Origin of the sequence: Thermosynechococcus sp. NK55a (genome assembly GCF_000505665.1) — a bacterium.
In the GTDB taxonomy this organism is placed as follows: domain Bacteria; phylum Cyanobacteriota; class Cyanobacteriia; order Thermosynechococcales; family Thermosynechococcaceae; genus Thermosynechococcus.
Genome location: NC_023033.1, coordinates 103,309 through 127,591 on the forward strand (window position 1 = coordinate 103,309; position 24,283 = coordinate 127,591).

Annotated in this window: 21 protein-coding genes, 1 tRNA gene, 2 pseudogenes and 1 other annotated feature; of the genes and pseudogenes, 8 read left to right on the forward strand and 16 right to left on the reverse strand. The window is 54.2% G+C overall.

The window, feature by feature from the left end; genetic code table 11:
- Window positions 1–40 precede the first annotated feature (40 nt).
- Entirely contained in the window at window positions 41–415 is a 375-nt protein-coding gene (locus NK55_RS00490) for a DUF4278 domain-containing protein (RefSeq protein ID WP_024123908.1), read from the reverse strand.
- Between the two features lie 174 nt (window positions 416–589).
- On the opposite strand from NK55_RS00490, the gene NK55_RS00495 reads away from it, so the two are divergent.
- The gene (locus NK55_RS00495; protein ID WP_024123909.1) at window positions 590–2,908 is read left to right on the forward strand and encodes an ATP-dependent helicase; all 2,319 of its coding nucleotides are present in this window, start codon (window positions 590–592) and stop codon (window positions 2,906–2,908) included.
- On the opposite strand, the gene NK55_RS00500 is transcribed toward NK55_RS00495, so the two are convergent.
- Both NK55_RS00500 and NK55_RS00505 read right to left on the reverse strand, forming a co-directional pair.
- The gene (locus tag NK55_RS00500) at window positions 2,889–3,527 is read right to left on the reverse strand and encodes a carboxysome structural protein (protein WP_024123910.1); all 639 of its coding nucleotides are present in this window, start codon (window positions 3,525–3,527) and stop codon (window positions 2,889–2,891) included. The two genes, NK55_RS00495 and NK55_RS00500, sit on opposite strands and share 20 nt — an antisense overlap.
- 47 nt (window positions 3,528–3,574) lie before the next feature.
- Complete coding sequence (locus NK55_RS00505; RefSeq protein ID WP_051372867.1) at window positions 3,575–4,285, reverse strand: HAD family phosphatase; 711 nt, start codon at window positions 4,283–4,285, stop codon at window positions 3,575–3,577.
- Window positions 4,286–4,631: 346 nt separating this feature from the next.
- Between NK55_RS00505 and NK55_RS00510 the strand changes: the two genes are divergently transcribed.
- Complete coding sequence (locus NK55_RS00510) at window positions 4,632–7,106, forward strand: ATP-dependent Clp protease ATP-binding subunit (protein WP_024123912.1); 2,475 nt, start codon at window positions 4,632–4,634, stop codon at window positions 7,104–7,106.
- Window positions 7,107–7,120: 14 nt separating this feature from the next.
- On the forward strand, window positions 7,121–8,842 hold the full coding sequence (locus NK55_RS00515) for a transglutaminase domain-containing protein (protein WP_024123913.1): 1,722 nt from the start codon (window positions 7,121–7,123) through the stop codon (window positions 8,840–8,842).
- 5 nt (window positions 8,843–8,847) lie between these two features.
- Here the strand turns inward: NK55_RS00515 and NK55_RS13635 are convergent, their stop codons facing one another.
- Entirely contained in the window at window positions 8,848–9,003 is a 156-nt protein-coding gene (locus NK55_RS13635; RefSeq protein WP_024123914.1) for a hypothetical protein, read from the reverse strand.
- Between the two features lie 10 nt (window positions 9,004–9,013).
- Window positions 9,014–10,825, reverse strand: coding sequence for a translation elongation factor 4 (gene lepA, locus NK55_RS00525; protein ID WP_024123915.1), 1,812 nt, complete (start codon window positions 10,823–10,825; stop codon window positions 9,014–9,016).
- A 103-nt stretch (window positions 10,826–10,928) separates the two neighbouring features.
- Here lepA and NK55_RS00530 point away from each other — a divergent pair.
- Together NK55_RS00530 and NK55_RS00535 are read left to right on the forward strand one after the other, a co-directional pair.
- Window positions 10,929–11,002, forward strand: a tRNA-Pro gene (locus tag NK55_RS00530).
- Between the two features lie 83 nt (window positions 11,003–11,085).
- Complete coding sequence (locus tag NK55_RS00535; protein ID WP_024123916.1) at window positions 11,086–12,450, forward strand: TrkH family potassium uptake protein; 1,365 nt, start codon at window positions 11,086–11,088, stop codon at window positions 12,448–12,450.
- Here NK55_RS00535 and NK55_RS00540 read toward each other — a convergent pair.
- Together NK55_RS00540 and NK55_RS00545 are read right to left on the reverse strand one after the other, a co-directional pair.
- A complete protein-coding gene (locus tag NK55_RS00540) occupies window positions 12,447–13,523 on the reverse strand; it encodes an isocitrate/isopropylmalate dehydrogenase family protein (protein ID WP_024123917.1) in 1,077 nt (358 codons plus the stop codon). The genes NK55_RS00535 and NK55_RS00540 overlap by 4 nt on opposite strands.
- A 199-nt stretch (window positions 13,524–13,722) precedes the next feature.
- Entirely contained in the window at window positions 13,723–14,022 is a 300-nt protein-coding gene (locus NK55_RS00545; protein WP_024123918.1) for a 30S ribosomal protein PSRP-3, read from the reverse strand.
- 91 nt (window positions 14,023–14,113) lie between these two features.
- On the opposite strand from NK55_RS00545, the gene NK55_RS00550 reads away from it, so the two are divergent.
- Window positions 14,114–14,911 (forward strand): TIGR01548 family HAD-type hydrolase, encoded by a 798-nt coding sequence (locus NK55_RS00550; RefSeq protein WP_024123919.1) that lies wholly within the window; start codon window positions 14,114–14,116, stop codon window positions 14,909–14,911.
- Here the strand turns inward: NK55_RS00550 and rnhA are convergent.
- The 7 genes and pseudogenes from rnhA to secE form a co-directional block, all read right to left on the reverse strand.
- Window positions 14,844–15,322 (reverse strand): annotated as a pseudogene (gene rnhA / locus NK55_RS00555) (ribonuclease HI). The gene NK55_RS00550 and the pseudogene rnhA overlap by 68 nt on opposite strands.
- A gap of 73 nt (window positions 15,323–15,395) precedes the next feature.
- Window positions 15,396–15,794 (reverse strand): 50S ribosomal protein L7/L12, encoded by a 399-nt coding sequence (gene rplL, locus NK55_RS00560; protein WP_024123920.1) that lies wholly within the window; start codon window positions 15,792–15,794, stop codon window positions 15,396–15,398.
- 75 nt (window positions 15,795–15,869) lie between these two features.
- Window positions 15,870–16,396: pseudogene (rplJ, locus tag NK55_RS00565) on the reverse strand (50S ribosomal protein L10).
- 18 nt (window positions 16,397–16,414) lie between these two features.
- Window positions 16,415–16,547, reverse strand: a sequence feature (ribosomal protein L10 leader region).
- A gap of 27 nt (window positions 16,548–16,574) precedes the next feature.
- Entirely contained in the window at window positions 16,575–17,291 is a 717-nt protein-coding gene (gene rplA / locus NK55_RS00570; protein ID WP_041428853.1) for a 50S ribosomal protein L1, read from the reverse strand.
- An 83-nt stretch (window positions 17,292–17,374) separates the two neighbouring features.
- Window positions 17,375–17,800: a 50S ribosomal protein L11 gene (rplK, locus tag NK55_RS00575; protein WP_011056150.1), complete on the reverse strand. Its 426-nt coding sequence runs from the start codon at window positions 17,798–17,800 to the stop codon at window positions 17,375–17,377.
- A 14-nt stretch (window positions 17,801–17,814) separates the two neighbouring features.
- The gene (nusG, locus tag NK55_RS00580) at window positions 17,815–18,498 is read right to left on the reverse strand and encodes a transcription termination/antitermination protein NusG (RefSeq protein WP_024123923.1); all 684 of its coding nucleotides are present in this window, start codon (window positions 18,496–18,498) and stop codon (window positions 17,815–17,817) included.
- A 30-nt stretch (window positions 18,499–18,528) separates the two neighbouring features.
- Entirely contained in the window at window positions 18,529–18,744 is a 216-nt protein-coding gene (gene secE, locus NK55_RS00585) for a preprotein translocase subunit SecE (RefSeq protein ID WP_024123924.1), read from the reverse strand.
- 95 nt (window positions 18,745–18,839) lie between these two features.
- Here secE and NK55_RS00590 point away from each other — a divergent pair, with 95 nt between their 5' ends.
- Window positions 18,840–19,712, forward strand: a complete 873-nt coding sequence (locus tag NK55_RS00590; protein WP_024123925.1) for an alpha/beta fold hydrolase — start codon at window positions 18,840–18,842, stop codon at window positions 19,710–19,712.
- Between the two features lie 74 nt (window positions 19,713–19,786).
- On the opposite strand, the gene NK55_RS00595 is transcribed toward NK55_RS00590, so the two are convergent.
- Window positions 19,787–20,587, reverse strand: coding sequence for a hypothetical protein (locus NK55_RS00595; RefSeq protein WP_024123926.1), 801 nt, complete (start codon window positions 20,585–20,587; stop codon window positions 19,787–19,789).
- Between the two features lie 122 nt (window positions 20,588–20,709).
- On the opposite strand from NK55_RS00595, the gene NK55_RS00600 reads away from it, so the two are divergent.
- Entirely contained in the window at window positions 20,710–23,784 is a 3,075-nt protein-coding gene (locus NK55_RS00600; protein ID WP_024123927.1) for a glycoside hydrolase family 38 C-terminal domain-containing protein, read from the forward strand.
- Here NK55_RS00600 and NK55_RS00605 read toward each other — a convergent pair.
- A complete protein-coding gene (locus NK55_RS00605) occupies window positions 23,781–24,200 on the reverse strand; it encodes a single-stranded DNA-binding protein (protein WP_024123928.1) in 420 nt (139 codons plus the stop codon). The genes NK55_RS00600 and NK55_RS00605 overlap by 4 nt on opposite strands.
- Window positions 24,201–24,283 lie beyond the last annotated feature (83 nt).

Genomic DNA, 24,283 nt, shown 5'->3' on the forward strand with positions numbered 1-24,283 from the left:
GACCAACGGCACCACCGTTTGGGTTTCGGTGATCCAAACCTTAGGCAAATTGCTGCCACTCTTCTTCTAGCAGCCTGATGAGCTCTTTGTTGCCCTGACTCCGGGCCACTTGCAGCCGCCGCTCCAGGGTTTTCAGAATCGCATGGCGATGGGCTTCGACCCAGGACTCGCGCTTACGCTGCGGCAGTACAGAAGGGGCAGCACTCACCCTTGGAGCGGTTGTGGCCGCTGGCTCCCGGTTGGTTTGGTAGGTCACCCCCCGCCAGCAGAGAACATGATTGGGTTGAGGAACAGTTTCAGCCGCCTTCTGCCCCACCCATTGGGCGCCTCGGTAGAGACCCTTGGCCCCTGATTCAATAAGGGGAATGTGCTGCTCAGAAGTTTCGTATTTAGCGCCGCGATAGATTAGTTGCATAATTAAATCAAGGCTCCTCGGTGCGTCTTATTGACTTGTCTTTAAGCGTTTAGGTGGTCTATCTGAAGGAACAACCTGTCCCTAACTTTCTGTATTCTATTATACGATTTTTCGGTATTCATCCGGTAAACGCCAGTTTTTTAATAAATCTTTTGCTCTCCTAATGGTTTTCCTATGAACTTGTTGCCACTCTCCCCCACGGTGACTCACCTCCTAGGGACACTACGTCCGGGTCAACGGGAAATCAGTGAATGGCAAGGGGGAATGCTGGCCGTCGCGGCAGTGCCGGGAGCGGGCAAATCCCACGGCATGGCGGTAGGGGCAGCGATCGCCATCGCTCGGGAAAAGCTCCATCAACAGCGGCAACTGGTGGTAGTCACCTACAGTCGTTCGGCTGCCGCCAATATCAAGGTGCGCATCCGCAAGTACCTACGGGAAATGGGGCTGCCCCGCAATGGTTTTAGTGTGCAGACCCTCCACAGTTTGGCCTTGAAAATTGCCACCAGCCACCCCACAGCGGGTCTGCGTTTGAGGGGTGAAAACTTAATGAGTGAGCATGAGCAGCGACGCCTCTGTGTCACCTGTGTCAAGGAGTGGGCGCGATCGCACCCCGATATCCTCGAGCAACTCATCCGAGGCTGCGATACCAGTCCCCTGAGCGACGTTGAACACGATGGCCGCAAAAGTGCACTGTTGACCGACATCTTGGTGAAGTTGGCGCAGACCGTTATTGGCAGTGCCCGCAGTATGGCTTTGATGCCCCATGATCTGCGGCAGTTGTCCCAGCAGTTGTGCTCCCAAGGTGCAGCCGAAGCAGGACCCTACCCTTTTTTAGAGATTGGTGCCGACCTTTTGGAACTGTACCAGAACCATCTGGCGCAGCGGGGGCAAATTGACTACGATGAAATGATTTTGGCAGCTGTTCAACTCCTAGAGGGCGATCGCCAGTACCGCCACGAATGGCAACAGCGAGTGTATGCCGTCTTTGAGGATGAAGCTCAAGACTCAACCCCCCTGCAATCGCGGTTACTGCGGCTTTTAGCCGAGGACCCCACCACCGGACAAGTTCATTTTGTGCGGGTGGGGGATCCGAACCAAGCCATTAACTCCACCTTTACGGCTGCCGATCCCCTATTTTTCAATGAATTTTGTAACGAGTGTGCCCAGAAGGGGGCTTTCTATGAAATGACCCAAGCGGGGCGATCCACCCCTTTGATCATTCGCGTCGCTAACTATTTGGTGCGATGGGCGAATTGGGCACTCAAAGATCAAGAACCCCCCTTCCGTGACCAAGCCATTCAGTGTGTGTCGCCGCCGAGTTTGGAACCGGGGGCCAACCCACCCCCCTGGGGACAAGGGGTAGAAATTGTCCGACCGCCAACGGTTGTTGAGACGGTTAAACATCTGGCGCAGCGCATTTCTCAGGTGTTGGCGGCGCATCCAGAGGCTTCAGTGGCGGTGCTGGTGCGCACTAACCGCCAGGCTGAATTTGTTGCCGATGTCTTGCGATCGCCCACTGACTTCAACCTTGATATTGACCTTTGGGCGCAAGGAATTCCGCTGCTGGATGTGGCCGGCATCGAACGGCGATCGCAGGTGCCCAAGGAATTGCTGGACATTCTCTACTTTCTCCACTGTCCCTATTCTCCCGCAGCGGTCAAGGCAGCCCTAACGGTGCTTCAGGAGCGCAAACGCATTCCACCCCAAAATTTGGATCGCTTGGCAGCTCAGCCAGAGGTCTTCCTCTACCCCGGTCCTTTAGACCCCCCTGCCGAGGAACCGGTGCTCAAGGCACGCCAACACTGCCAACGCCTCCTCAAAGCCCGCCTAGAGCTGTCTCTATTTCCCTTGATCACCTACTGCGCTCAGGAATTGGGCTATGACGCCGCTGAATTGGCCACTGCCGATCGCCTGATCTGGGAATTGACCCAGCAGGAACCAACGCAACTGTGGGAGCGTATCTATCCCCGTTGGCAAGAATTGGTGGCAGCGGATCGCTTTCAAGCGGTGGAGATGGAAGATCTCCATAGCCGCTTAGTGCGATCGGGTCAGGTGACCATTATGACGATGCATCGCGCCAAGGGTCTGGATTGGGATGCGGTTTTTGTCCCTTTTTTAGAGGAAACAACCCTCCCCGGTAAGAGTTGGGTTGCTGCCAATGCTAAGTTCCTCAGTTCTGACGTGGATTTTATAGACGTGGTGCGATCGCAACTGCGGGCCTACGGCCATAACCAGCCACTGCCCAACTGGCAAACTGCCTACAAAAAAGCCACAGCCGCCAAAACCGCCGAGGAATATCGCCTGCTCTACGTCGCCATGACCCGTGCCAAGCGCCTCCTGTGGCTAGCGGCTGCCCAGCAAGCTCCCTTTCACTGGCAAAACTTTAATTGGCGAGGGTTTTATCAACTGCAGGACAGTCCCCCTTGTCCTTTTATCGAAGACCTTCAGAGAAAGTTAAAGGCCCATGCAGCAGCTACTCCCGGCGATCGCTAAAACTATCGCGCCCCGGTAAGCGTTCCATGGCGGCCAAGACTGCCCGTTCCGCCGCCAGAATATCCCGCTCTGCCCCCCCCAAAAAGAGACGACCAAAGCTGCCCACAGCGGAAATCTGCAAAATATTAATCAGTGCTGCCTTTTCAGCCTCATTCGCTGCCAGTGCCGCATAGGCTGCCGGTTCCACCTCAAAGACATAGAGGGTTTGTCCTGCCAGGATCATGTTGCCCCGGCGGGAGCGGTTAATCAGTTGGGTGTGGTGGGCATCAATGTTGCGAATCACTTGACTCGAAATCACCCGTGGCCGCAAGCAATCCTGGACCCGAGCGCCAATGGCATCTAAAATGGCCTGTCCTGCTGCCCGCACTTCCCCCTGATTGCCCGAATGCACCTCCAGTAGTCCGTAGAGTCGCTCGATGAATAAGACTCCCGGCCGCACCACCGCAGACTTCAGGGCAATATCCAAAAGGCGGTTCACATCAATCCCCGGTGAAATCTCCACCCAAAGGGAGCAGTCCCCCGGCAACGGCAAAAACCCCTGGGCCACGGTTCCCAAATAGGCCGCGTGTTGCGGTTGGATCGAATCGAGATAGACATAACTGCGCAGATCAACGCCCAATGTGGTGGATTCCTAACGCGCCAGTACCCATGATCGCCGAAAATTCCCTAGGACAATAGCCGTTGAAGGCGTGGATCGGTAAAGTCCTCAATACAGACCTCTGCCCCTGCGGCTTGAAGGGTCATTGCCGATTGCGTTGTCAACACTCCCCAGCAGAGCATCCCTGCCCGCACCGCTGCCATAACGCCCGCCACGGCATCCTCAAAGACAAGACAATGCTGCGGCACCACCTGTAACCGCTCCGCCACCAGTAGATAGCATTCTGGATCGGGCTTGCCCCGCTGCACATCCTGCTCCATCACCACCGTATCGAAAAAGTAACCCACCCCTTCACAGGAGAGCACCAATTCCACATTGGCGGCACAGGCGGAGGTGCCCAAGCCCAAGCGGTAGCCTTTTTCCTTGGCACTTTTGAGAAAGGGCAATAACCCCGGCAACAGTTCCAAATGGGGTGCTAGCAGTTCCCGAAAGACCGCCTCTTTCCCCGCGCCCCAACGCTCTATTTCCGCTTCGCTCAGCGATCGCCCTAGAAGTTCTGGCAAGAGTTCCGCATTGCGTTTGCCCCCCATATGCCGCAGGTGTTCTAGGTTGATGTGCTGCCGCAGTTCAGGGGTGCGATCCACATAGACGCGCCAAGCCTCCAGGTGATAGGGCATCGTATGGCAGATGACCCCATCCATGTCGAAAATCAGGGCACGCTGGGAGGGTTCAACGGCGAAAAACTGGGAAAAATTAGCCATTGTGGAAAATTTGGGCATCAGCAAGTGTAGTCTATCGCCTTTTGAGCCTAGGGAGGCTGACCAATTCATCAATGGAATATTGCCGCAGGACAGCCCACAAAATCTCAATTAAAATACGGGCAACCACACCTGCAAAAAATAAGTCAACATCTATAGTAAGAGTATAGTAAGAGTACAGCCCTGTATCTGGGCTATGCCATAGGGTAGGTCAAGGGACGTTGATCCTGTTTAAGAGTGGATTTGACGGTTCTGAGTCGGGTCCATATTTTGGAAAAAGGGCTGTAAATTGGCATACAAAAACACGCCAAAGTGGACGTGTTAAGATGAGTGTTACCAGCACGCAGGAGCCATTAGGGGAAGGGTCATGTTTGAACGCTTTACAGAAAAAGCCATTAAAGTCATCATGCTGGCACAGGAAGAGGCTCGCCGCCTCGGCCACAACTTTGTCGGTACCGAACAAATTCTCCTCGGACTGATTGGTGAAGGTACCGGTGTGGCTGCCAAGGTTCTACGTTCCATGGGCGTGAACCTCAAGGATGCCCGCATCGAAGTGGAAAAAATTATTGGCCGCGGGTCTGGTTTTGTCGCCGTGGAGATTCCCTTTACCCCCCGTGCCAAGCGAGTGTTAGAACTCTCCCTTGAAGAAGCCCGCCAACTGGGTCACAACTACATTGGTACCGAACACCTCCTGTTGGGACTGATTCGCGAAGGGGAAGGGGTTGCCGCCCGCGTCCTTGAAAATTTGGGTGTTGATCTCTCGAAAGTGCGCACTCAAGTGATTCGGATGCTGGGTGAAACCGCAGAAGTGACCGCTGGGGCTAGCCAAGGACGTACCAAAACGCCGACGCTGGACGAATTTGGTGCAAACCTCACCCAGATGGCTATTGAGGGCAAGCTAGATCCCGTGGTGGGTCGGCAAAAAGAAATTGAGCGGGTGATTCAAATTCTGGGTCGTCGCACCAAAAATAACCCCGTGCTGATCGGTGAACCGGGGGTGGGTAAAACCGCGATTGCTGAAGGCCTTGCCCAGCGCATTGCCAACAAAGATGTCCCCGACATTCTTGAAGACAAGCGGGTGGTCACCCTCGATATCGGTCTTTTGGTGGCAGGCACGAAGTACCGGGGTGAATTTGAAGAGCGGCTGAAAAAGATCATGGATGAAATCCGCCAAGCCGGTAACGTGATCTTAGTGATTGACGAGGTGCACACGTTAATTGGGGCTGGGGCGGCTGAGGGTGCCATTGATGCAGCAAATATCCTCAAACCCGCCCTGGCGCGCGGTGAGTTGCAGTGCATTGGGGCCACTACTTTGGATGAGTACCGCAAACACATTGAGCGGGATGCTGCCTTGGAGCGGCGCTTCCAACCGGTAATGGTGGGTGAGCCCTCCGTTGAGGAAACCATTGAGATTCTCTACGGCCTGCGGGAACGCTATGAGAAGCACCACAAACTGAAAATTTCCGATGAAGCCCTTGAGGCGGCAGCGAAGCTGTCCGATCGCTACATTAGCGATCGCTATCTACCCGACAAAGCCATTGACCTCATTGACGAAGCGGGCTCACGGGTGCGCCTGATTAACTCGCAACTACCGCCTGCGGCCAAGGAACTGGATCGCGAATTGCGGCAGGTGCTCAAAGAAAAAGACGATGCCGTGCGGGCCCAAAACTTTGACAAAGCGGGTGAACTGCGCGATCGCGAGATGGAACTAAAAGCGCAAATCCGCGCCATTGCCCAGCAGAAAAAAGCCGAAATCGCCAACGGTGAAGAGGAAACCCCCGTCGTCACCGAAGAGGACATTGCCCACATTGTGGCCTCTTGGACGGGCGTGCCCGTTAGCAAGCTCACCGAAAGCGAGTCGGAAAAACTGCTGCACATGGAGGAGACCTTGCACCAGCGGGTCATTGGCCAAGATGAAGCAGTAAAAGCGATCTCCCGCGCCATTCGCCGTGCCCGTGTCGGTCTCAAAAATCCCAATCGTCCAATTGCCAGCTTTATCTTCTCTGGGCCAACCGGTGTCGGTAAAACCGAGTTAACGAAAGCCTTGGCGGCCTACTTCTTTGGCTCTGAAGAGGCGATGATCCGCTTGGATATGTCCGAATACATGGAGCGGCATACCGTCTCCAAGCTCATCGGTTCGCCCCCCGGCTATGTTGGCTACAACGAGGGCGGTCAGCTCACCGAAGCCGTGCGGCGGCGTCCCTATACGGTGGTGCTCTTCGATGAAATCGAGAAAGCTCACCCCGATGTCTTTAACCTACTGCTGCAAATCCTGGAGGATGGCCGTCTGACTGACTCCAAGGGGCGTACCGTTGACTTCAAGAATACCCTCTTGATCATGACCTCGAACATTGGCTCGAAGGTGATTGAGAAGGGGGCGGCTGGCCTTGGCTTTGAGTTTGGCACTGAGGATGCGGCTGAATCCCAATACAATCGCATTCGCTCCTTGGTGAATGAGGAACTGAAGCAATACTTCCGCCCTGAATTCCTCAACCGCCTTGATGAGATTATTGTCTTCCGTCAATTGACGAAGGACGAAGTCAAGCAAATTGCCGACATTCTCCTCAAGGAAGTGTTCTCGCGCCTCACAGAAAAAGGCATTACCTTGGAGGTGACTGAACGCTTCAAGGAACGGCTCATTGATGAGGGCTACAACCCCAGCTATGGAGCCCGGCCCCTGCGGCGGGCAATTATGCGCCTTTTGGAGGACACCTTGGCTGAGGAAATGCTCTCTGGCCGCATCCGCGAAGGTGACACTGCCCTCATTGATGTGGATGAATCCGGTCAAGTGAAGATCCAAGCTCAACCTCGGCGTGAGCTATTGCCCCAGGCGGTTGAGTAGGGTATTTGCTGCCTATGCCAGATATACCGGCACAGGGTTATGGAGACTCCCTCAACTCCCGAGCCCTGGATCACAATTGGCGCACTATTTATCCCCTAGGTGCTTACCAACTCTCCGGTTTGGCATGGGTCAATCCCCAAGCCCTGTGGTTACGTCAATTGCCCCGTTTACCCTTTTGCCAAGCAACCCTTGGCGCCAACTTTTTGGCCTTGGATCGGGTGCGGGGCTTTATTTTGCTCATTAACGGCGAAAACGACCACAGCGAGATTCTCAATCCCTACGATCTAGAGCCATTTCTTGATGCCCATGGCCTCTGTCTCTATCGCGAGACCCTCTGGTTTTGTCGGGACACATGGCTCTATCGTTGTCATCTCCCTGACTGGCACGTAGAAAAGGTGCTGGAGTGCCGCTATCCCATTTACGGTGTGGCGGTGGATGACACAGGCATCTATGTAGCCTGTCAAAAATCCGGTTACATCCACTGTTTTGATGAGACCGGTCGAGAGCAGTATCGCCTCAGTGCCCCGGGCATTGGCTGTGAAAATTTAGCCCTCAAGGATGGCTATTTGTGGGTGAGCGATCGCCTAGAGCAATCCATCTATTGTCTCGATCGCCAGAGTGGCGGTGTTGAATGGGTGGCCTTGACCCCCTTTGCCCAGCCAACGGCTTTCACCTTTGATGCGACGGGCCAGTTGTGGGTGGCCTATGGCGGTGAAGAACCCTATCTGCGGGATAACCCCAACAACCGCGCAGCCCCCCTCGAAATTGATTATCGCGATATTTGCCTGATTCATCCGCTGCTCTACCACACCCATCGGGAGGAGCATTACACGGTCTCCAATGGCTATCTGATTGAGATGGCCTACGTAGAGGAAATGTCTCCCCTCGATGCGCTGCACCTAGATAACCTAGAATGGCGGATTGCGCTGCCGGCCAATTCCCTACGCCAAAAACTACTGCGGGTCGAACCCGTGGGTACCCCCTTTCGCTTGGAAACGGTGGTGGATCAGCAGGTGGCGGTGTTTGATTTTCCTGAGGTGCGTCCCTATGAAGCCCGCCTTTTTGGTTGGCGGGCTTGGCTAGAAGTGAGAGGTATAAAGTACCATCTTGGCTTTGACGACATTGACGAGACGCTACCGCTGCCGCCGGAATTTGCAGCGCAGTATCTGGTGGATAACGATGAGTTGGCAATGGATCAACCCATTGTCCGAGAGGCGGCACGGGAAGCCGTGGGCACAGAGACCCATATCCTGCGCAAGATGCTCAAGATTCGTAACTATGTGTACGATCGCCTCAGCTATGCTATGCGCCCCACTATTGACACGCCCGATGTGGTTTTGAAGCGGGGAACTGGGTCCTGTGGCGAGTACGTGGGTGTGCTGCTGGCCTTAGCACGATTGAACGGCATTGCCTGCCGTACGGTGGGTCGCTATAAATGTCCCCCCCATCCTCAAAAGCGCGGTATTCCCCTCCAGCCCACCTACAACCATGTCTGGTTGGAGTTTTATGTGCCGGGGGTGGGCTGGCTGCCCATGGAGTCTAATCCCGATGATGTGGTAGAGCGCGGTCCCTACCCAACGCGGTTCTTTATGGCACTGCCTTGGTACCACGTGGAAGTGGGCAAAGGCATTCGCTTTGAGACCACCAATTATCGCGATCGCGGGCTACGCCTCGGAGATTTAGCCCTCAACCATGTGCGATTTACCATTCACAGTGAACTGTCCCCGGTTATCTAAAAGTTCTAAGGCAAGAGCAATCGCAGGACTCCCAAGGGAGCTGGCTGCCAATCGCCGCGCCAATCCAAAAGCTGTACTAACACCAAGTAGCCAATTCCCAACAGTAGGGAAATAGCACCGGTGGCGATCGCCACCCATTTGCCCGATGATCGTTGAGACATCCTGAGCCTCCTATTCATTTTTGAGTCGCAACACCGCCATAAAGGCCTCTTGGGGCACATCCACCCGCCCGATTGCCTTCATTCGTTTTTTACCCGCTTTTTGTTTTTCTAGGAGCTTGCGTTTGCGGGTCACGTCGCCGCCGTAGCACTTGGCCAAGACATCCTTGCGCAGGGCGGGAATGCTTTCACTGGCAATTACCCGCGAACCAATGGCCGCTTGAATGGGAATTTTGAACTGGTGGCGTGGGATTAGATCCTTGAGTTTGCTAACCAAGGCTCGCCCCACATAGTAGGCCTTATCGCGGTGGACAATGGCCGCTAGGGAATCCACAGGGTCGTTATTGATAAGGATATCCAGTTTCACTAAGTCGTTGGCACGGTAGCCAATGAGGTGATACTCCATACTGGCATAGCCCCGCGATCGCGACTTCATTTCATCGAAAAAGTCCGTCACAATTTCCGCCAAGGGCATTTCATAAACCAAGGTGGTACGCCCTTGGGTGAGGTAGCGCATATCCTTAAAGACGCCCCGGCGCGACTGTGCCAATTCCATGAGGGTGCCTACATAGGTTTCGGGGGTAATCATCTCCAGTTGCACGTAGGGTTCCTCAATTTTTTCGCGGTATTGGGGTTCCGGCAGGAGGCTGGGGTTATCAATCATCAGCACTTCCCCTTTGATCGTGGTGACGCGATAAACCACCGAAGGAGCGGTAATGATTAAATCCAGATTGTATTCCCGCTCTAGCCGCTCTTGGATAATTTCCATGTGCAGCAGCCCCAAAAAGCCACAGCGGAACCCAAAACCCATGGCACTGGAGGTTTCCGGCTCGTAGTGGAGTGAGGCATCATTGAGTTTTAATTTCTCCAGGGCCTCCCGCAGATCCTCAAACTGATCCGCATCCGTGGGAAATAGGCCACAAAAGACCATCGGTTTGGCTTCGGCGTAGCCGGGGAGGGCGTCCTTGGCCGGGTTTTGTGCCAATGTAATCGTGTCGCCGACACGGGCATCGCCAACCGCCTTAATGGCGGCGGCGAGGTAGCCGACTTCCCCGGCATGGAGACTCTCCACAGGTTTTTGGTTGGGGGCAAGCACACCTAGTTCATCAATTTCGTACTCTTTGCCGGAGGCCATCAAGCGAATGCGATCGCCCTTGCGGACCACGCCATCCATGACGCGAAAATAGACAATCACCCCGCGGTAGGCATCGTAGTAGCTATCAAAAATCAGCGCCCGCAGGGGTTGGTCCACCGTATCGCGCGGGGGTGGTACCAAATGCACAATGGATTCCAGAATCTCCTCAATGCCAATCCCTTCCTTAGCAGAGGCTAGAACTGCTTGGGAGCAGTCGAGGCCAATAATCTCTTCAATTTCCGCCTTCACGCGATCGGGTTCAGCTCCCGGCAGATCAATTTTATTGAGAACAGGAATAATCTCTAGATTGTGCTCCAACGCCAGATAGACATTGGCCAGTGTTTGCGCTTCTACCCCTTGGGAGGCATCCACTACCAACAGCGCCCCCTCACAGGCCGCCAGCGATCGCGACACCTCATAGGAAAAATCCACGTGGCCGGGGGTGTCAATCAAATTCAAGATGTACGTTTCGCCATCGCGACTGGTGTAGGTCATGCGGGCGGCCTGCAGCTTAATCGTAATTCCCCGCTCCCGCTCCAGTTCCATATTGTCGAGAAACTGTTCCTTCATTTCACGGGGATCCACCGTGCCCGTAAATTGCAGCAGGCGATCGGCAAGGGTCGATTTGCCGTGATCAATGTGGGCAATGATCGAGAAATTGCGAATGTGGGAAACGGGGACGTCGGTCATACCAGCGAGGGCAACCTTAACAAAATGAAAAACTCCTTTCTTGATTCTAAGGGTCCCTGTCCTATTGTGCTGAGAATTCAGTGGTACGATAGAAATTAACTGCCGGGATGTAGCGCAGCTTGGTAGCGCATCTGCTTTGGGAGCAGAGGGTCGCAGGTTCAAATCCTGTCATCCCGATTGGGAACTGTCAACCTAGAAGATTGTTGCCCATACAATCCTGCGATAGATTAGCCTCAGGGCTTTTGGATACGCATTCATTGATGTTGACGGTTCCACGGACAATTTGCCTTGGATTTTTAGCAGTGATTATGGTGGGGACGCTCCTACTGTGTCTGCCTTGGTCCACCAGTAATGGGCATTGGAATCCCTTCGTTATTGCCCTATTTACAGCCACCTCAGCGGTTTGTGTGACAGGTCACATCATTGTTGATACGGCCACCCATTTTTCCCCCTTTGGCCAACTGGTGATTCTGCTGCTGATTCAAGTGGGCGGTCTGGGGTACATGACGGCCACGACGTTTTTGATTATTTTACTAGGGCGCAAGTTTAACCTACGGCAAAAAATAGCGGTCCAGCAGGCCTTGGATCGGCGGGGCATCCAGGGGGCACGGCAACTGGTGCGCTCGATTTTGGGCTTGACCTTTCTCTTTGAATTGACGGGTGCCTTTTTGCTGTGGCTAATTTTTCGCCAAGACTTTAGGGAGCCACAGGCCCTGTGGCTTGCGGTGTTTCACAGTATCAGTGCTTGGAATAATGCCGGGTTTAGCCTCTTTAGCAACAGTTTAATGGGGTATCAAACCTCAGTGCCCTTGAATTTGGTGATTTCCCTACTGATTATTTTTGGTGGTATTGGCTATGAGGTCATCTTTGAGTTCTACCTTTGGCTGCGGGAGCATCTGCGCTACTGGGGCAAACCCGCCTACTTGATCCGCAAAGCCAGCCAGATGACGTTTAGCCTCAATTTCAAAATTGTGACAAGTACAACAGTGATTCTCCTAATTTTGGGAACAGTCATGCTCTTCCTGACGGAGATGCGATCGCCCGAGCGATTTGGTCTTTTTTCCTGGGATCAGAAGCTCCTCTTGGCGTGGTTTCAGTCGGTTACAGCGCGCACAGCGGGCTTTAATACGGTCAACATTGGGGAATTCAATAATAGCGGGCTATTTATTATGATTGCCCTGATGTTTATTGGCGGCAGCCCCGGTGGCACGGCAGGGGGCATTAAAACAACTACGTTACGGATTCTGGCAGGGATTACCAAGTCGGCGCTCCAAGGGAAAGAGGTGGTACTGCTCTACCGCCGTCAAGTGCCCCCCTCCCTCATCATGAAAGCCGTCGCCGTCGCCTTTGGCTCAATGTTTACGGTGCTGGTTTCAACCACCCTGATTGCGATCGCTGACCCGGAAGAGAATTTCATCAATATCCTCTTTGAAACTGTTTCTGCCTTTGCCACCGTTGGGCTTTCCACCGGTATTACCAGTGATCTAAGCATCTTTTCTAAGTTAGTCTTGATTGTAACAATGTATGCCGGCCGGGTGGGTATCCTGCTACTGATGGCGGCAATTATCGGTGATCCCCAGCCTTCTAACGTTCAATATCCCGAGGAAAATCTGCTGGTGGGTTAGGGGGCGGCGTACTCGGCAATCGCAGCAGCCATCTCTTGGGTGCCTACGGGTTCTTTGCCTGGCGCCGCCAAATCATAGGTGACAAAGCGCCCCTCAGCAATTACTTTTGCCACAGCCCCTTGCAGACGCTGGGCTGCCTCCATTTCACCCAGGTGTTGCAGCATCAATACCCCTGAGAGAATCAAGGCCGTGGGATTGGCTTTGTTTTGACCCGCGTATTTGGGGGCTGAACCGTGAATCGCCTCAAAAACCGCATATTCATCGCCAATATTGGCGCCGGGAGCCACCCCCAGACCGCCAATCATCCCTGCACAAAGGTCTGAAAGAATATCGCCGTAGAGGTTTGGCATCACCATCACATCGTAGAGTTCGGGTTTCTGCATCAACTGCATGCACATGTTATCGACGATGCGATCTTCAAAGGCAATATCGGGGTAGCGGGTGGCAATTTCGCGGGCGCGCTCAAGGAAGAGGCCATCGGTAAATTTCATGATGTTGGCCTTGTGAACAGCTGTCACTTTCTTGCGGCCGTTGGCCTTGGCATATTTGAAGGCAAACTCAAGGATGCGATCGCTCCCTAGGACGGAAATGGGCTTGACACCAATGGCTGCATCCTCCCGAATTGGCTTGCCCGATAGATCACTTAAAAAGGCGCGGGCTTTAGCTGCTGCGGGACTGGTGTATTCAAACTCAATCCCGGCGTAGAGGTCTTCGGTATTCTCGCGAACAATGACGAGGTCAATGTTTTGAAAATAGCTTTTCACCCCCACAATGGATTTAGCAGGCCGTAGGTTCGCATACAGATTGAGCCGCTTGCGGATCTCGACATTGACAGAACGAAAGCCTGTACCCACGGGGGTGGTAATCGGGCCTTTGATGGCAGTTTTCGTACTTTTGATGGCCTCGAGAACCTGTTCGGGCAAGGGAGTACCGTAGCGTTCCATCATATCCACGCCGGCATCCACCACTACCCAGTCAATTTTGACGCCGGTGGCATCAATGGCGGTGCGAGCTGCAGCGGCAACCTCAGGACCAATACCGTCGCCGCGAATTAAGGTGACAGCGTGGGACACGAATTTTCTCTCCCTATGCAGAACTTCAATCCAGAGATACCAAAAGGGTAGGATGCAGCTAAATGAGCTTCACGGTACGTAGGGTGTGAAACAAAATCGTCGCCAGGGCGATCGCACCAGCAACAATGACAAAGTACAAAACGACTCCCATTCTGTTTCTCCTCAAGTTGCAATAATTGCTCCTAGGATGAAGAGCACCCTAGGCTGTGCCTACAAAACTAACATCACTAAATCGTTTTTGCGCCTCACTGACGGGACGATCTTTGCCCTCCTCTTGCCAGTAGTTAATGATTTCGGTGGCACGGTTGAGGAGTTCAATGCGCTCGGCTTCCGTAATCCAAGATTTCTTCTCTAACTCCGCCTTGAGGAGTTCCCAAGCGTCGGTGCGCGGCCAAAAGAAGTAGGAGGTGAGGGGGCTTGTCCCTTTGCCAACAATTTGATCGACAGCGATCGCCACGTCTTTCTCTAACCAAAGCACTCTTAGGGTAAAACGGGACAACTCTAACCTCCTAGAACTGATTTTTCACAAAAGACCATCCTCTATAATAACCAATCAGACCAACTGCATACAAGTTTCTGGAGAGCCACAGTTGAGTACCCCCTGTGCCTGTGTCTTTTTTGATATTGACGGGGTGATTCGCGACGTCAGTCGTTCCTATCGCCGTGCCCTAGCGGATACCGTTGAGCATTTTACGGGGGGTGCCTATCGTCCCAGTCAAAAGGAAATTGACGACCTCAAGGCGGAAGGCTGCTGGAATAACGACTGGGAAGGATCCCGCGAACTCATTTATCGCTACTTTGAACGTCAAGGAAAACCCCGTTCCCAAGTGCCCTTGGACTACAAACGCTTGGTGATCTTTTTTGAAGAGCGCTATAGCGGTGAAAATTGGTCAGGCTATATTCAAGATGAGCCCCTACTGGTGGATGTTGCCTATTTTCAGAGCCTCGATCAAGCCCAGATCCACTGGGGGTTTGTCAGTGGTGCCACGCGGGACTCGGCAGAATATGTCCTGAAACACCGTTTGGGTTTGGATCAGCCCCTGTTGATCGCCATGGAAGATGCCCCCGGCAAGCCTGACCCCACAGGACTCTGCATGGCCTACCGTCAGGCCAGTGATCAAGAAACGATTCCCGCCTTTTATGTGGGGGATACCGTGGCGGATATGCAAACCGTTGTCAATGCTCGCAAAGAACAAGCAACAACGCCGTGGATTGCCCTCGGAGTGATTCCTCCCCATGTCAAGCCCGAAGATCGGCGACGCTATGGCGATCGCCTGCGCTCAGCGGGAGCCAGTGCAGTCTTTGAACGCACCCGCGACATTACCCCAACGGTGGTGGCAGCGTTCTTAGGGCAATTGGCTGCCCACGACTCAAACTGCGGGCAATAAGATCGCAGCGTTCATTCCCGACATCGCCGCTATGGCCGCGTACATGGCGCCATTGGACTAAGGGATCATTGAGGGCATCTAACTCCTGCCACAGGTCTTGGTTGAGAACCGGCTTTTTGGCGGCTGTTTTCCAGCCCCGCCGTTTCCAGTTGTGGATCCACTCAGTAATTCCCTTGAGGACATACTCGCTGTCGGTGTAAAGGGCGATCGCGCGCCCAGGCGCCAGTTGGTGCCATGCCTTGAGGGCTTCAATAGCAGCCTGTAATTCCATGCGATTATTCGTAGTGGCCGGGTGGTGTCCTCCAAGCTCCTGCACAGAGCCATCGGTAAAGTAAATAACCACGCCCCACCCCCCGGTCCTGGATTGCCTTCACAGGCACCATCGGTATAGATGGCACGAATATAGGTCATGGGTCTCTAGATTCCCCAAATACTAAAAAAGGGTGGCCAGAACACCACCCTGCAAACAAATGGATACCAAAGATTACTTGATGCTGACTTTGGCGCCGGCTTCCTCGAGTTCTTTCTTGGCGGCTTCGGCGTCTTCTTTGGTAGCACCTTCTTTCACGGGTTTGGGTGTGGATTCCACCACTTCCTTGGCTTCCTTGAGACCCAAGCCCGTCAAAGAGCGCACCACTTTGAGCACAGCAATCTTCTTGTCGGCGGGGACTTCTTCAAGAATGACATCAAAGGCGGTTTTCTCTTCGACTTCTTCTGCGGGAGCAGCCGCAGCACCAGCGACGGGCGCGGCCACCATCATCCCACCGACGGGCGCAGCGGCACTGACGCCAAAGGTCTCTTCAATTTGCTTGACCAGCTCGGCCGCTTCCAACAGGGTCAAGGATTTCAACTTTTCGAGAATTTCATCGGTTGCAGCAGACATTGTAAACTCCTATCGTTTCAAAGTTGGAAAACAAGAACAGGTGGCTTCCCGAGGGAAACCGAAAACAGGATCGATCTATTCCGCACCTTTGTCGGCGATCGCCTGCGTTGCCCGCGCCAAGGAAGCAGGAACTTCCTTGATGCCAATGGCAATCTTCGCTGTGACGGCATTGAGGGCACCGGCAATCTGGGCCATGAGTTGTTCTTTTGAGGGCAGATCACCAATGGCCTTCACTTGCGCTTCGTCAAGGGCACGTCCCTCCATGACCCCACCGCGGAGGGTGGTTTTCTTTGTGGCCTTCTGGAATTCTTGGTAGGCCTTAATTGCGCCTCCAATGTCCTCCTTGACCAAGAGGAACGCTGACGGTCCCTTGAGGAATTGGGTCATGGGTTGCCAAGTGTCACTTTCTTTGACCGCCAATTCCATCAGCGTATTTTTCGTAACCTTGCAACTGGCATTGCACTTGCGCAAGCGTTGCCGCAAATCCTTCATCTCGGCATCGGTGAGACCCTGGTAGTCAATCACCAATGCCATTTGTGACTCCCTCAGGCGTTCCTTGAGCTCCGCCACAATTTCTTTTTGTTTGCTAGCGTGCGTCCCACGCGCATCACCTCCTCTAGTCAGTGAAAGAAAAACCCCAGCAGTGGTGCCGGGGCGATCGCCCAATCGCAACGGATGGACTTCGCAAACCTCGGCAGGAAGATTATGTCTCAGCCAGACCCCTGCGGTCTTCGGTTTTAGTCTTGAGTTGTCAAGTATTGGGCAATAGGCAAGTCCTCCTTAGACGGCTTCGGCCAGTTTTAGCTCCCGCAGAGCATTAATGTCCACCTGAATGCTCGGCCCCATTGTCGCCGCCACATAGACACTGCGCCAGTAGCGCCCCTTGGCACCACTCGGGCGGTTGCGGTCAATGCTTTCTTGCAGTGCCTTGAGGTTAACGAGCAGGTCTTCGGCGCTGAAGCTGGCTTTGCCAAAGAGCACATGGACAATCCCGGTGCGATCGGCGCGGAATTCCACTTTCCCCGCTTTGAACTCCTGAATTGCTTGGGGCAAGTCAAAAGTCACCGTACCCGCCTTGGGGGAGGGCATGAGCCCCCGCGGACCCAGAATCCGACCCACTTTGGCCACTTGGGGCATCATATCGGGGGTGGCAATGAGGAGGTCAAAGTCCATCCGCCCCTTTTGAATTTCGTCAATCAGCTCCTCTGAGCCCACAAGGTCGGCACCGGCGGCACTGGCTTCGGTCACTTTTTCACCACGGGCAATCACCGCCACGCGAATGGTTTGACCGGTGCCCTTAGGGAGCGCCACGGTAGTACGCAATTGTTGATCTGTATATTTCGGATCAATGCCCAAGCGGATGTGGGCCTCGGCCGATTCAGGAAATTTGGCTGTGGCCGTTTCCTTGAGCAATTGTAAGGCCTCAAGGGGAGCGTAGGGACGATCCTCCACCTTGGCATAGAGTTCGCGCAGTCGTCGCGAGAGTTTACGCATCAGAATTTACCTCCACGGGGTACCAACGAAACAAAGTTTCTCCCCCAACACAACAAAGGGCTCAATAGGAACACACTCAGAAAGCTTTAGTCGGTAATGGTCACGCCCATATTGCGGGCCGTGCCTTCGATAATCCGCATGGCCGCTTCAATATCGTTGGCATTGAGATCTGGCATTTTCTTCTCAGCAATTTCCCGCAGTTGGGCACGGGTGATGCTGCCCACTTTTTTCTTGTTGGGTTCGCCGGAGCCCTTTTCAATGCCAGCGGCTTTTTGAATCAGTACGGAAGCGGGTGGGGTTTTGAGAACAAAGGTGAAACTGCGATCTTCATAGACTGAAATTTCAACGGGAACCACCATCCCCACTTGATCGGCGGTGCGAGCATTGTACTCTTTGCAGAACATCATGATGTTCACACCGTGCTGACCAAGGGCTGGGCCAATGGGGGGAGCAGGGTTGGCTTTACCTGCTTGAATGGCAAGTTTAATAACTGCGACGACCTTTTTCGCCATAGTAAGTTCGCGTCCTAATCTACTTTTTCCACTTGAGTGACTTCGAGTTCGACCGGTGTTTCGCGGCCAAAAATCGAGAGTAATGCTTTCAGTTTGCTGCGCTCAGCACTGACTTCAATGACCTCTCCCTCAAAGTCCTTAAAGGGACCATTGAGAACTTTGATCCTATCACCACTGTTGAGATCAATGCGGTGAACCGGTTCTTGTTCTTGGGCTTTGCGGAAGATGCGCTCCACTTCGGCTGGACTCAGGGGCATAGGCTTGACGTGACCGCGTCCCCGGCCTGTACTGCGGCGCTGCTCGGCACCGACAAAGTTAATCACATTGGGGGTGTTTTTAATCACCTGCCAAGCTTCATCATCAATTTGCCATTCGCCGGTTTCGGGAGATTGCTGGGCCCGTACTTGGACAAGCACATAACCGGGAAAAACTTTTTCCTCAATGGTTTGCCGCGAGCCATCTTTTTTGATTTTGATGACCGGGGTTTGGGGAATTTCAATGCGAAAGATGCGATCGGCCACATCCAGCGTATGGAGCCGCTGCTCGATGGTGCTTTTCACTTTTTTTTCGCAGCCAGAGGCGACTTGGACGGCATACCAAAATCGTTTGACCTTACCAGCTTGCTCCTCTTCGGACACTTCAACGGTATCGTCAAGAGGATCGCTTAGATCAGAATGATCAGTAAATTCACTCACCATAGGCGCGTACTCGTAGAAATCTTTGGCTGTCTAAAAAATCAGTGTGGCCAGCCAACGAAAGAGTTCATCCACTAGGTAGATGACAGCAGCGGAAAGGGAAACAATGAGAATGACTGCGGCAGATTCGCCAATCAGGCGTTGGCGATCGGGCCACACCACTTTGCTGAGTTCTTCCTTGGTTTCGCGGAAAAACTCGGTTAGATTAAAGCCACTAGTGGGCTTTTCGCCTTCGGTACTCTTGCTCACGGCGGCACTCCATTGGGGCGGGGCAGCCCGTTGCTACCCGTTTAATTCAGCGCGATTTATCATCATAGCAGGTTTCTTCTCTTTAGGAAATCCCCATGTTTGACTGCTTGCGATCGCGCACCCTCACAACGGCTATGGGTGAGGTGGCCTACGTGACGAATGATTTCAGCCCGGCGAACCCTGCCCGGCCGCCTCTATTTTTTTGGCATGGCTTTGGCGGTGGCTCGAGCCGCTATGAGTGGTCGGCGGTTTATCCAGCCTTTGCAGCCGAGTATTCCCTTTTTGCTTTGGATTTGCCCGGTTGGGGAGCCTCTGAGCATCGCGATCAACCCTATACGGTGGCGGCCTATGTGGATCACTTGCTGGAGTGCCTTGGCCAATTGACGGCAGAACCGGCGGTGGTGATCACGTCTTCACTGACGGCAGCCTTTGCCATCCAGGGGGCGATCGCCCATCCCCAACGCTTCCGTGGCCTCATTCTCACCTGCCCAACGGGTTTGAGTGATTTTGGCCAAGATTACCGCCAAACTCCCCTTGCCCAGATTGCACGCCAACCCTATGTGGATATAGTCTTTTATCGCCTTGGCGTGGCCAATTCCCTGAGTGTGCAATCCTTTATGGCTCATCAGCAGTTTGCCCGACCTAGCCGCATCAGCCCCGAAATGGTTGCCACCTATACCCAAGTGGCACAGTCACCGGGGGCAGAGTTTGCGGCACTGGCTTTTGTGCGCGGTGATCTCTGCTGCGATCTCAGTCGCTTCTTGCCCCATTTGACGGTGCCGACCTATATTGTTTGGGGAGAGCAGGCAAAACTCCCTCCTCTGAGGGTAGGTCAACGCTTGGCACAGTTAAACCGGGAGGCGATTCGTGCCTTTGATGTGATTCCAGAGGTGGGACTAACGCCCCAGCTGGAGTGCCCGGCGGTGATGATTGGCTGCATCGATCGCTATCTGAGCCAATTGAGGTAACTGCTCCCCGCTGGGGCACTTTGAATTTTGGATACCACTGCCCTCAATACCTGAATTGCCCTAGGGAAGGAAACCTAGGGCCGACGCTGGGCATTAGCAGTGGCGGGTAGGGTGGTGCCATAGACACGGGGGCGATCGCCCTGGGCCAATTGGGTGCTGCCTTGGGTATCCACTGCCCAAATCGTAACTTTGGGATTCCCCATTGTTTGGGTTTGAAAGAGCACCCGTTGCGGATCCGTTGTGCTCCAGCCGAGGAGGGTGGCAAAGTCGTATTCCTCAGCGGTAGGATAAACTGTGGCCACATGACCCACCCCCGCCTGCCAAATCCATGCGCCGTCGCTTATTAAATCCGTGGCAAAGAGCCCACCGACCTGTCGCACCAAAAGACGATTGCCCGTTGCTGACCAACCGACAGGAACCAGCACCGCAATCAGACCTTGGCCTGGGGGCACCTCTGCCAAAAATTCAGGCGGCATTTCCTTGAGACTTTCAATCTGCTGTTGGCTGCCGCTCTGGCGATCGCGAATTTCAAGAACGCTCACCAGTTGTTGCCGTTGCGCCTCGGGATCAGCCCTAAAGTAGAGGGTGGCCTGTGCTACATAGCGGCCATCGGGAGAGAGATATTGGGGGGTCTGTTGTGTGAAGCGGAGGGGTTTCTTGGCTTTTACAGCGGCAGCGTGGCCGTCCTCAATCCATTTCCAAGGGAGCGGGAAGGAACTCTGGAGGGGATCCGCCACAACAGTTTCTACAGGTTGATCGGGGGCAGGGGGTCGTTGGGATTGGGCAAGCATCACTGGGGCGATCGCGAGGGCGGTCAGTATCCCACAGACTGAGGAGAGCAAAAAGCCCCGCCAGGGCTCAAATCGGGTTACCATGAGGTCACTCCCCTTAAATAAAATTTTTTATTGACAGTTTGGTTAAATGAATGACGACGGCTCCTCACACCTCCAGCATAGCAATTGGCCTAGGCCGATCGCCAGCAAATTAACGAATTTTTATGGCCTTGACAAAATTAATCAAAGAATCTCGTAACTATTTACATTCACTGGCAGTCATCGAGATTCATTCCCAGTGGTTTCCCCTCACCTCCCCCTCCCTCAAAGATGCAGGGACGACTCCCTATGCCGTGAATGTTAAAGGTCATCTGGCGTGGCCCAAGGGTCGGCACTCCCTGTGGTTGGGGCAGCGGATCAGTGTACCGGCGATGGTTCAAGGCTATAGCGTGGCGGGCTTAACTCTACGCCTTGATCTCACGTGGTGGGCAGATCAGGCCACGGTGTATGTCAATGGCCAGGCGATGCATCGGGGGGATTTATTCGATCATTCGGTGAGTCTTTGCCTAGGGGAAGCCGTAACCCCTGGCCAAGCCTGGGATGTGGTGTTGCATCTCATCAGTCCCAGCCACGATGACGGTGCTTTGGTGAGATCCTGCCTGCGGTTTGAATCGTCCACGGGAGTTGACCCCGACTTTGTTGCCGCTGAGTTGAACATTTTGGAGATTTTTGGTGACACCCTCAACTTAGAACCCCTTGAACTGCTGCTGAAGGAAATTCTAGAAAGTCAAGGGCAGCGCCCCGTTTTAGATCCGTTGCTGGCGGAGATTCATGACAGAATGCTGGCGATCGCCACCCCTTTACGGGAGTTCACTATCCATCTGTGTGGCCATGCCCATTTAGACTTGGCGTGGCTCTGGCCAATCGCAGAAACATGGCAAGTGGCACAGTCCACTTTTCAATCCGTCTTGGGGCTCAAGAAACGCTACCCTGAGCTGACCTTTACCCACTCCACCCCAGCTTTGTATGCCCATTTACAAACCCATGCCCCGGAACTCTTTGGGCAAATTCAGGCAGCCGTTGCCGCCGGTTGGTGGGATGTGGCAGCGGGTCTTTGGGTGGAACCGGAGCTCAATCTCATTAATGCCGAGTCCATTGCCCGTCAAATTCTCTATGGGCAGCAGTACGTGCAGCAGGTCTTTGGTGACATTAGCCCCATTGCTTGGTTGCCCGATACCTTTGGCTTTCCGGAACGCTTGCCCAGTTTCTTGGCCCAAGGGGGGATTCGCTACTTTGTCACCCAAAAATTGCGCTGGAATGACACCACCCGCTTTCCCCACGGTTGGTTTGTCTGGCGGGATGTGGCGGGGGCTGAGATCAATGCCCTGATGTCAGCGCCCATTGGCGAGGGGATTGATCCAGTGAAAATGGCGACCTACGCCCAACAGTGGTGGCAACAAACGGGATCGCGGCGCAGCCTCTGGCTCCCCGGTGTTGGGGATCATGGCGGTGGACCAACGGCGGAAATGTTGGAACGGGTGCGACGCTGGCAACGCCTTGACGGCCTTGGGCCGCAGTGGCAATGGACAACCCTGCGGCAGTATTTGGAACAGTTGAGCCAAGAAACACCGCCGACCACTCAGTGGCAGGGGGAACTGTATTTAGAATTCCATCGCGGTTGCTACACCAGTCATGGTGATCAAAAGGCTGCCCACGATCGCGCCCAACGGCAACTGCAAGAGGCAGAGCGCTGGTGTGCCCTCGCCGCAATTACGACTGCTTTTTCCTACCCCAGGGAAGAACTCAAAACCTGTTGGCAACAACTGCTCTTTAACCAGTTCCACGACATTCTGCCTGGCTCCTCAATTCCTGAGGTCTATGCTGAGGTCAATCCGACATGGCAGCAGCTTCTGAAAACCACAGAAACATTACTGGCTGCGGCCCAAACCGCTCTGTGTGCGTCGATAGACTACGGCACCCCCCCCGTGGCAGGGGCAATTCCTGTGGTTATTTTCAATAGTGGGGTGGGCGATCGCGCCGGGGTTGTCCACATTGATTTGGCGCAGCTACCGCCGGAGATCCCCTCTTGGCGGGTGTATTGTCCACGGGGTAACTACGATTTACCAGCCCAGTTGAATACTCCCCAGGGGTGTCTGACCTTTCGTACCCCTGAGGTGCCGGGAATTGGCTACACACTCCTGTGGCTCTGCCCGCGATCGCGCCCTGACCCCTTACCCACCCCGCCCTTGGGCTATGTCTTGGAAAATAGCTATCTTCACGTTGAGATTGATCCGACAACGGGGGAAATCACCAACCTCTACGACAAGTTGAATCATCGTCCCTGTTTGGGCGAGCGCGGCAATCAACTGCAATTTTTCCGTGATCAGGGGCAGTACTGGGATGCCTGGAACATTGATCCCAACTATGGGCAGCACCGCCTGGCGGGCGCGATCTTAGAGTCAATTGAATGGGTGACGTGGCATCAACTGGAGCAACGCCTACGGGTAAGGTGGCGCTTTCAGTCCTCAGGGATTCAGCAGGAATATGTGTTGCAGTATCAAACCCCCTGGCTGCGCATTGATACGGTAATTGACTGGCAGGAGGAACATATTCTCCTCAAGGCAGCTTTTCCCTTGGCAATCAGTGCTGAGCAGATCACCTGTGAAACTCCCGGCGGCGTTACGGTGCGCCCGACACTCCCGAATCCGCACCTCAGTCCCCATGAACAAACCAAATGGGAGGTGCCCTTTCTCACCTGGGTGGATTTGAGTACGCCAGAGTATGGGGTGAGTCTTTTCAGCAACTGCAAGCACGGGCTTGATGCCCAAGCCAATCAACTGCGCTTGACCCTCTTGCGATCCCCCACATGGCCTGATCCGACGAGCGATCGCGGTCAGCACCGCTTTAGCTATGGCGTGTTTCCCCACAGGGGGTCATGGCAGGCGGCGGCTGTCTCCCAATGGGCGGCTCAGTTTCATCATCCCCTCAGGAGCGCGATCTGCCACGGTGCAGCGAAGCTGTTTGGTCACTCTCCAGGAACCTTACCCGCCCACGCCCATCTGCTCCATTGGTCGGAGGCTAGCATTCAATGCCTTGCTCTCAAGGAGGCTGAAGATGGAGAGGGCTGGCAATTGCGAGTGGCAGAGGTCACTGGGGAAGGGGGCACCTTGGAACTGCACTCAACCCTCATCCCATGGCAGATCAAAGGCGGCCAAACCCTCCTGGAGAGGTCCACAGACCGTGGAGACCGAATGACCCTGGAGCCATGGGAAGTGGTAACCCTGCGGCTGGAAACTTAGAAGGGCACCTCGTCCAAGTTGATATCCCCGGCTTCAGGTTCAGGGGGTGGGGAGGCCACCCTGGGTGTCACGGGTACGGTGGCGGCGGGCTGTGCAGGGTGGTCCACAATGTTGCCCTCAACTGTGTAGAAACGGCTCACCACTAACTCGGCGCGTTTTTCTTTGAAGCCCTCGGGGCGGTCAATGGTGTCCATTTTTAGCCGACCTTCTAAAATCAGGCGATCGCCTACCTTGCATTCTGCGTGCATTTTTTGTCCCAAATTCCCCCAAGCAACTGTTCGCAAACTCATGGGTGGTTCTTCACTGCGAAGGCTGGCAAACTGCACCACCATCGTCGCCACTGCCATTTGATTTTCTTGGGTGTAGCGCAGTTCTGGGGCTTGGATCACTTCCGCAAAGAGGACGCAACTATTCATCTGTGGGCTTCCAACAGCTCATGTTCTTTCCAGTATAGTCCCAATGGCTGCCGCAACAAGGCCACAAGATGAACAGTGCAACT

Coding starts and splice junctions, on each gene's coding strand:
- NK55_RS00535 (WP_024123916.1), top strand. CDS start 11,086: ATGTTGACGGTTCCACGGACAATTTGCCTTGGATTTTTAGCAGTGATT.
- NK55_RS00505 (WP_051372867.1), bottom strand. CDS start 4,285: ATGCCCAAATTTTCCACAATGGCTAATTTTTCCCAGTTTTTCGCCGTT.
- lepA (WP_024123915.1), bottom strand. CDS start 10,825: ATGACCGACGTCCCCGTTTCCCACATTCGCAATTTCTCGATCATTGCC.
- rplK (WP_011056150.1), bottom strand. CDS start 17,800: ATGGCGAAAAAGGTCGTCGCAGTTATTAAACTTGCCATTCAAGCAGGT.
- NK55_RS00495 (WP_024123909.1), top strand. CDS start 590: ATGAACTTGTTGCCACTCTCCCCCACGGTGACTCACCTCCTAGGGACA.
- NK55_RS00515 (WP_024123913.1), top strand. CDS start 7,121: ATGCCAGATATACCGGCACAGGGTTATGGAGACTCCCTCAACTCCCGA.
- NK55_RS13635 (WP_024123914.1), bottom strand. CDS start 9,003: ATGTCTCAACGATCATCGGGCAAATGGGTGGCGATCGCCACCGGTGCT.
- NK55_RS00490 (WP_024123908.1), bottom strand. CDS start 415: ATGCAACTAATCTATCGCGGCGCTAAATACGAAACTTCTGAGCAGCAC.
- NK55_RS00510 (WP_024123912.1), top strand. CDS start 4,632: ATGTTTGAACGCTTTACAGAAAAAGCCATTAAAGTCATCATGCTGGCA.
- nusG (WP_024123923.1), bottom strand. CDS start 18,498: ATGGTGAGTGAATTTACTGATCATTCTGATCTAAGCGATCCTCTTGAC.
- NK55_RS00605 (WP_024123928.1), bottom strand. CDS start 24,200: ATGAATAGTTGCGTCCTCTTTGCGGAAGTGATCCAAGCCCCAGAACTG.
- rplL (WP_024123920.1), bottom strand. CDS start 15,794: ATGTCTGCTGCAACCGATGAAATTCTCGAAAAGTTGAAATCCTTGACC.
- NK55_RS00600 (WP_024123927.1), top strand. CDS start 20,710: ATGGCCTTGACAAAATTAATCAAAGAATCTCGTAACTATTTACATTCA.
- NK55_RS00595 (WP_024123926.1), bottom strand. CDS start 20,587: ATGGTAACCCGATTTGAGCCCTGGCGGGGCTTTTTGCTCTCCTCAGTC.
- NK55_RS00590 (WP_024123925.1), top strand. CDS start 18,840: ATGTTTGACTGCTTGCGATCGCGCACCCTCACAACGGCTATGGGTGAG.